The organism is Lachnospira hominis (ex Hitch et al. 2025), from assembly GCF_040096395.1.
In the GTDB taxonomy this organism is placed as follows: Bacteria; Bacillota; Clostridia; order Lachnospirales; family Lachnospiraceae; genus Lachnospira; species Lachnospira hominis.
This window is the reverse complement of the sequence record NZ_JBBMES010000011.1, coordinates 84,208-91,696: the sequence shown is the minus strand read 5'-3', so window position 1 is coordinate 91,696 and position 7,489 is coordinate 84,208. Positions and strand designations below refer to the sequence as shown.

General features: G+C 36.4%; 7 protein-coding genes. All 7 read right to left on the bottom strand.

Annotation, left to right across the window (positions count from 1 at the left end; translation table 11 throughout):
• Window positions 1–146: 146 nt before the first annotated feature.
• The 7 genes from WMO38_RS10425 to WMO38_RS10395 all read right to left on the bottom strand — a co-directional run bounded on the left by WMO38_RS10425 (window position 147) and on the right by WMO38_RS10395 (window position 7,479).
• Complete coding sequence (locus WMO38_RS10425) at window positions 147–1,844, bottom strand: methyl-accepting chemotaxis protein (protein ID WP_349162580.1); 1,698 nt, start codon at window positions 1,842–1,844, stop codon at window positions 147–149.
• 352 nt (window positions 1,845–2,196) lie between these two features.
• On the bottom strand, window positions 2,197–3,282 hold the full coding sequence (tsf, locus tag WMO38_RS10420) for a translation elongation factor Ts (protein WP_349162579.1): 1,086 nt from the start codon (window positions 3,280–3,282) through the stop codon (window positions 2,197–2,199).
• A gap of 98 nt (window positions 3,283–3,380) precedes the next feature.
• A complete protein-coding gene (gene rpsB / locus WMO38_RS10415) occupies window positions 3,381–4,109 on the bottom strand; it encodes a 30S ribosomal protein S2 (RefSeq protein WP_349162578.1) in 729 nt (242 codons plus the stop codon).
• 180 nt (window positions 4,110–4,289) lie between these two features.
• Complete coding sequence (locus tag WMO38_RS10410; protein ID WP_349162576.1) at window positions 4,290–4,775, bottom strand: hypothetical protein; 486 nt, start codon at window positions 4,773–4,775, stop codon at window positions 4,290–4,292.
• 23 nt (window positions 4,776–4,798) lie between these two features.
• The gene (locus tag WMO38_RS10405; protein ID WP_186837041.1) at window positions 4,799–5,518 is read right to left on the bottom strand and encodes a DUF6115 domain-containing protein; all 720 of its coding nucleotides are present in this window, start codon (window positions 5,516–5,518) and stop codon (window positions 4,799–4,801) included.
• 23 nt (window positions 5,519–5,541) lie between these two features.
• Window positions 5,542–5,859, bottom strand: coding sequence for a hypothetical protein (locus tag WMO38_RS10400; RefSeq protein ID WP_349162575.1), 318 nt, complete (start codon window positions 5,857–5,859; stop codon window positions 5,542–5,544).
• A gap of 12 nt (window positions 5,860–5,871) precedes the next feature.
• The gene (locus tag WMO38_RS10395) at window positions 5,872–7,479 is read right to left on the bottom strand and encodes a flagellar assembly protein A (protein ID WP_349162574.1); all 1,608 of its coding nucleotides are present in this window, start codon (window positions 7,477–7,479) and stop codon (window positions 5,872–5,874) included.
• Between the last annotated feature and the right edge of the window lie 10 nt (window positions 7,480–7,489).

Sequence of the window (7,489 nt, the reverse complement as noted above, 5' to 3'; positions counted from 1 at the left end):
GTTTCTCAAGTTATCGCGGCAGTCGCCAAGGTCTCGTGCAAGCACGGACTTTGGCTCGTTACACGCGTAAATAAAAACCATCATCCACATAAATTAATTATGCAGATGATGATTTATTAATTACTTATTCATATACACGATATGTATTAATCTCTGAGAACGAACTGGTTTACAATCTCATTCATAGCTTCAGCCTGTGCGGATAACTCTTCACTTGTAGCTGAACATTCCTGAGATGCTGCTGAGTTAGACTGTACAACCTCTGAAATCTGGTCAACACCCTTTTCAGCTTCTCTCATAACTTCAATCTGTGCATTTGAGTTCTCGCTTAATTCTTTAGAAACAGTTGCAATCTCATTAATTCCCTTAACAACATTTTCCATTGATTCTGTAGCCTTTAATGCCACATCGTTACCATCGCTTACTTCTCTTAAAGCACCTTCAATAAGACTTCTTGTATCAACTGCTGACTGTGCACTCTGGTCTGCAAGAGTTCTAATCTGCTCGGCAACAACTGCAAAGCCCTTACCTGCCTCACCTGCTCTTGCGGCTTCAATAGCAGCATTAAGAGAAAGGAGATTTGTCTGGCTTGCAATGCTCTCAATATCAGAAATGATATTCTCAATCTTCTTAGATGTATCACTGATACGCTCCATAGCTTCCATAAGAGCCTTCATATCTTCTCTGCTTGAATCAGCATCTGAAGCATATACTTCAGCTTTCTTACTTGTTTCCATAAGGTTGTTTACTGTCTCGCCAACCTGTTCTGTAATTGTAGTGATTGTAGCCTGCAGTTCTTCGATTGCACCTGCCTGCTCTGTAGCACCTTCTGCAAGATCCTGAGCTGACTGTGCAAGATTTTCAGAACCTGCTGTAACCTGTCCTGCTGATTCTTCAACGCCCTTCAATGTAGCATTCATCTTTCTGTTCATATTACGGACTGACTGAAGAAGTTCACCAAACTTACCAACGTACTTGTCTTCAATCTCTGTATTAACTGTAAAATCACCATTAGCCATAGATGCCATAATTTTGTTAATATCATTGATTATAAGGCTGAGATTTTCAGCCATCTGCCTTGCTTCGTCATTCATAAAAGCAATCTCATCTTCTGCCTGATGTTCAGGAAATTCACTGTCAAGATCGCCATCAGCAAATGTTTTAATTCTGTCAGCAAGTGCTGCAATAGGTTTCTCAATACTTTCAGCAATTCTCTTTCCAATCTTAGCAGAAGCAATAACACTGGCTGCAAAAATACCAATAATAAATATTGTAAGAACAATTCTTAAAACATCAAGTATGTTTATAAGCTGTGTACCTTTAGATACATTGATATCCATAAGATTCTTGAATGCTGCATAAACTTCATCATACATAGGTGAAAGTTCATCATATTCTGCTTTCTGTGCCTTTGCTGATGCTCCTACATCAGTTGTCGAACCTGCTGACATGATACTGTCTGACTTTGTCCAATAACCTTCAAGGGCTTTACCTATAGCAGCATATGATTCTTTGCCTGCTTTTGTTACCATATACTGCTCAATATTAGCATAATATGCCTGGAATGATTCTTTTCTTGCTTCGTAATCTTTCTTTTCTTCTGCAATCTGTGAAGTTTCATTATAGCCTATAACAGCCCTGAGTGAACTTCTTGCTTCTGAAAATACTGTCATTGCTTTTCCAATCTCGCCCTGTGAAAAGCCATAATTAGCCATTGCATGATTATAACTTGTGCTCATGGCAAATAATGCAATATCGCTTATAACAAGACCAATGCAACATACAATCGAAATAACAAGAAAACCTTTGTTAAGTCTCTTTCTAATAGGATCTTTTACATTCATAGTCTTCCTTTTACCAGCATTTTATATTATGTTACGAAAAATGCGGTATCTCTCCTTATTCTAATATTAAATTTACACATAAGTGTCGTGCAATGCCGTAACTTACATTAAAATCTATACACACGAATTCATTCAACATTATTATAACAGTGCATTATTTTCATTGCAAGTATATTATCATTTATAATATCTATAATTCAATAAAAATATCTATAGTTTAAAATTATCATGCATGTAAAATCATGCTTTATGAATTTACCAGATATTTCATAGCACATAAATATCCCGGCGGAGCCAATTCTGAAACCACCGGGATTAATAAATAATCTATAATACCATTCAAATATATTAATTAAGCAAGCTGTGCTGCAACTTCTGCTGCGAAGTCTTCATTCTTCTTTTTAAGTCCTTCACCAACTTCAAAACGAACAAATTTCTTGATTGTGAAAGATGAACCAGCTTCTTTGCCAACTTCTGCGATATACTTAGCAACTGACTGCTTACCGTCTTCAGCTTTAACATAAACCTGATCCATAAGACAAATTTCTTTAAGCTGCTTAGAAACACGACCTTCTACTAATCCGTTGAAAATCTTATCAGCTACGATATTAGCCTTATCAGCTAAAGCAAGTTCTGCTAACTGAGCTGCAGCTTCCTTTGTAAGGAAATTGAATAAATACTGCATGTTGCTCTTATGTTCTTCATAAGTTGCGATATCAGCATCACTCCAGATTTTTTCTGAAATAGCTTTTTCAATTAACTTGTTTAAGATTGGCTTTGGAAGAGTTGCAGGATCATTTAATGCACTATCAACAATAATCTCTCTTAACTTAGCGAGTTCATCTGCTGACATATCATTTCTGCTGATATATTCCGGATTCATAGCTGCAATCTGCATTGCGATATTTGTAAGAGCTTCTTTAACAGCATCACCTGAAGCACCTTCTGCTGCAACAAGAACACCGATTCTTCCGCCGCCGTGAATATAAGAAGCTACGCAGTCACCTGTAAGCTTTTCAAATCTTCTGATAGAAAGTTTCTCACCGATTGTAAGAGTCTTCTCTTCAAGTTCTGACTTCATATCGAGAATACTGCATACATCTTCACCATCTCCAGCTTTTTCAACTGATGACTTGAGTGCCTTGTCTGCAACTGCCTGAACAAATTCCTGGAAAGTAGCATTCTTAGCTACGAAATCTGTCTCTGAATTAACTTCTACAACAACTGCTGTATTACCTTCAGATGCAACTCTTGTAATACCTTCTGCTGCGATTCTTCCTGCTTTCTTTTCAACCTTAGCTGCTCCGCTCTTTCTAAGAACATCAACAGCTGCTTCCATATCGCCATCTGTCTCTGTAAGAGCTTTCTTACATTCCATCATGCCTGCACCAGTAGACTCTCTAAGTTCTTTAACCATTGCTGCTGTAATTGCTGCCATTATAATTTTCCTCCAATTAATTATTATTAATTTTAAAAAATGCTTCAACCTGATATGTCAGGCTGAAGCATACATAAACTTAAGTCGATACTTAAATATTAAGCTTCTTCAGCTACTTCTTCCTCTTGCGCTGGAGCTGCTTCTTCACCCTGATTTGCTTCGATAACTGCATCAGCCATCTTAGAAACGATAAGCTTAACGGCTCTGATAGCATCATCATTACCAGGAATTACATAATCAAGCTCGTCTGGGTCACAGTTTGTATCTGCAATACCGATTAATTCGATACCAAGTGCGTGTGCTTCCTGAACACAGATTCTTTCCTTCTTAGGATCTACGATGAAGATAGCATCTGGAAGTCTCTTCATTTCCTTGATACCGCCAAGGTTCTTCTGAAGTTTTTCAAGTTCTTTCTTTAAGTTGATAACTTCTTTCTTAGGAAGAACATCAAATGTTCCATCTTCTTCCATAGCTTCGATTTCTTTAAGTCTGTTGATTCTGCTCTGGATTGTCTTGAAGTTTGTAAGCATACCACCAAGCCATCTCTCATTTACATAGAACATTCCACAACGCTCTGCTTCTGATGCGATAGCATCCTGAGCCTGCTTCTTTGTACCTACGAAAAGAATTGTACCACCGTTAGCTGCGATATCAGCAACTGCCTTGTAAGCTTCATCAACTTTACCAACTGACTTCTGTAAGTCAATAATATGGATACCATTTCTCTCTGTGTAGATGTACTCAGCCATCTTAGGGTTCCATCTTCTTGTCTGATGTCCGAAATGAACACCTGCTTCAAGTAACTGTTTCATAGAAATTACGCTCATTTTAATACCTCCATTGGTTAAATAATCTTTTGCAGACTTCAACTCTTGCAGCCACCGTAAGCGTTATCCGGCACCAGCTGCAAAATCCACCTGCATGTTTTTTCACACGAAGATGATTATATCAATACTTTTATAATAAATCAAGCAATATTTTTTGATTTTTTATATTTTTTTATCGTATCAGCTCTTTGTTATAATTTTTGCTATATTTTCGTAGCTGTCGCCGATATTTATCTGATATAAACCATCACGTATTATTGCATCATACCCACTGTTTTGCAGATAAAATGCAAAGGAGTTCTCATCATCAATAACTCCCGCTTTATATAAAAGTTCAGCTGCTGCTGTACCATATATAACATTTTCAAATTTTACAGTAACTGTATTACCCTCTTTTGAATACAATGTTTCAGTCTGTGTTGTACCTTGTGACGCACTCTCTTTTGTACTGTCTTTGGCACTCTCCGTCTTCTTTTCATCTTTTTTGTCAGAATTGTTCTCATCTGCCTGGGTTGTATATGCAATCACCGAGCCAGATGTTTCTTTATTATCTGAAACATGATTATTACCGTTATTATTATTCACAAACAAATTGGAAATCATTAGAATAATTGTCGTTAATATAAAACCAATTCCAAGGCCTCTTAAATGATATTTAAGTTTCATGTAATTCTCCGTAACTGTTAATTTTATCCCAGTGAATTTTTATATAAATCCACAACAAGCTTCACTTCTCCAACACCAAGCCCAAGCTGTTTCGCTATTGTCCTGTTATCAAGACCTTCTTTGTAAAATTTTAATATTTTCTGGTTCTTGCTGTTTGCATTTTCAATATCAAGATCCGCTTTATCAGCAGATTTATTTTTTGTTTCTGCCTGTTTTTTCAATTCATCATTCTGGCTTAATATCTTAACTTCCGGTGACTGCTTTTCTTCTTTTTTCACTTCTTCGGTATAAGCATATTCCGCAGTATTGTTTTCTATGGCTGCCGCACTTTCTGAAACCGCTTTATCGACCTCTTTTTTGACATTATTTACATCTTTAACAGTATTTTTTACTTCTTTCGCCTTTTCATTCAGCATATCATATAAAAAAACTGTCTCATTATGATTTTTATTAATCTCATTCATAACGGTATCAGCATACTCATTAAGTTCAAGAATTTTAGTATTTGAAATTTTATCAAGCTGGGCTTCCGTTTTTTCCGAAATATCACCAAGCTGTTCATTGATAATATCATTTATACGTTCTCTTACTTTATCCTGCTCTGCCTGTGTAAGTTCCTGTACGGGCTGTCTGTTTACAGAACTTTCTTCTTTTGATTCTTTCTTTTTTTCATCAGGTATCATAAAGCTGGCAATAAGACATAAAATGCCTGCCACAAGCAATATAATTTCTACTGTCGTCATAATACTTTCTGCCTTTACAAATTCTAAACTTTTATATCAAAAAATACATCTTCATCCTGTTTTACAGTAACATTGCCTTCCTTAAAAGAACGCTTTGAATATGGGCCGCTTCCACTTCGCTCATATTCATTGCTGCTCTTTTCTTTAGCATCAAACTTATGACCTTTATTTTCAACATCATCTTTTTTAGTTACCTGCTCAGATTTGTTTTCGACCTTCTTGTCAACATTGGACACAATATTCATCTGTTCTGTCGCTGGTCTCATATTTTCACTCTGCTTTATATGTGAAACTTCATTCATCTGAGGCACCATCATAATATCAATAGGTCTTACACTCATAAGCACTCCAATCTACAATGACTGCCATTTAATATCTGCTTTATCTTTTACGAACTGACAAAATGTACGTTTTTCTTTGATAAAATAATTCTGTTCGCCAAATATAAGTTTTACACCAATATATATATTTCCATTGACTCTGACTCTTGCATTTACATCTTCACCAAGCTGTTGTCTTAACTGCTCAAGTTCATTTTTCTGCTCAGTCAGATCTTTTTCTATCATGACAAGATTACGCATTGTCTTTTGCTGAAGTTCTACCTTATCAGGTGTAAGTTTTCCTTCGATTTCCTGTTTTTTTCTCAATGCAGTCATAATCTGGTTAAGCTGTATCTTTGAATCACCGAGTTTCTGCAGGCTTGTCTTTAGCTCATCAACTCTCTTCTTTGCAGCCGGGTCAACGCCTACACCTACAACGGTTGCTGTTCCCATCTCATTTCCTATATTTTTTGCTTCAACCAGGCATATCGAACGGACTTCGCCGCCTACAATAAGACCATTTCTTCCAGATGCTTTTATTGTTCCTTTCGCACGTACTTTACTATGCAAAATGGAATCTGCTTCGATATTTCCACCGGCTTCTACGCTGCTCGCACTCTCAATAAACTTAGAAACTATATTTCCACCGGCTTTAATGACCGCTTTATTCATTCCCTGAACACCACGGTTAAATGTAATATCACCATCAGCAATAATTGTAGCACCTTCTACAATACCACTTACTGAAATATCACCAGCAGCTTTTACTGAAAATCCTGCAAGTACATTTCCCTTTATCATAACACTTCCGTTATAATTAATATCTCCTGTAGATGCATCAACATCTACAAGTTCAAGAACATTAGATACAAAAACCTTATCATTCTCAAGTGTTACATGACCGTCAACTTTTGAAATTAATTTAAGCTTATCTTCAGATACCTCCATATTTTTGCCATATCTGAATACTGCTCTTTTTACTTTTCTTGGATAAACGGGTCTTCCAAGAATATCAGTTCCGTTGTCACCTCTGTCTTCCGGATGGAGTATTGCTACAACATCACCGCTTTTTATATGATTAACATTTTCAAGTGTATGAAAATCTACTGTTCCATCTTCATTCATCTTTGGCGTTGGTTTTAAGCTTGTATTAAATGTATACTCAATATAACCATCGCTTCCTTCTCTTGCTTTAGTTCCTTTTGCAAGAACATATGTCTCAAAATATCTCTTTTCAAGAAGAAAAAGTCTTATCGCTTCTTCTGAAATCCCACTTATTACTCCGATATTTTTTAAATCTTTTTGTATTTCTTCATAAGTAAGTTCTACCGCACCTTTAAACGGCGGATAGAAAACTGCCTCAAGTGTCATTGTATCATGGCTTATTCTGTAATCGCCAAACTCAGATACCGGATATGGTGTCTCATCAGACACTTTTACTGTAACTTCCTGCGTTGCACCTTTTTTTACTGTATCACCAATCAGTGTAATATCACATCCGTATATATTTTTCTTTTCTATGTAATATAAAACTTCTCCGGCATCCAATGCAGGTTCTCCCTGTTGCGGAGGATAAACTGTAAGATACAGGCCATCCTGTCTTGTATCAAATTCAAAATACCCCTTTGTACATTTCTCCATAAATTTGTCT

Coding starts and splice junctions, on each gene's coding strand:
- WMO38_RS10425 (WP_349162580.1), bottom strand. CDS start 1,844: ATGAATGTAAAAGATCCTATTAGAAAGAGACTTAACAAAGGTTTTCTT.
- tsf (WP_349162579.1), bottom strand. CDS start 3,282: ATGGCAGCAATTACAGCAGCAATGGTTAAAGAACTTAGAGAGTCTACT.
- rpsB (WP_349162578.1), bottom strand. CDS start 4,109: ATGAGCGTAATTTCTATGAAACAGTTACTTGAAGCAGGTGTTCATTTC.
- WMO38_RS10410 (WP_349162576.1), bottom strand. CDS start 4,775: ATGAAACTTAAATATCATTTAAGAGGCCTTGGAATTGGTTTTATATTA.
- WMO38_RS10405 (WP_186837041.1), bottom strand. CDS start 5,518: ATGACGACAGTAGAAATTATATTGCTTGTGGCAGGCATTTTATGTCTT.
- WMO38_RS10400 (WP_349162575.1), bottom strand. CDS start 5,859: ATGAGTGTAAGACCTATTGATATTATGATGGTGCCTCAGATGAATGAA.
- WMO38_RS10395 (WP_349162574.1), bottom strand. CDS start 7,479: ATGGAGAAATGTACAAAGGGGTATTTTGAATTTGATACAAGACAGGAT.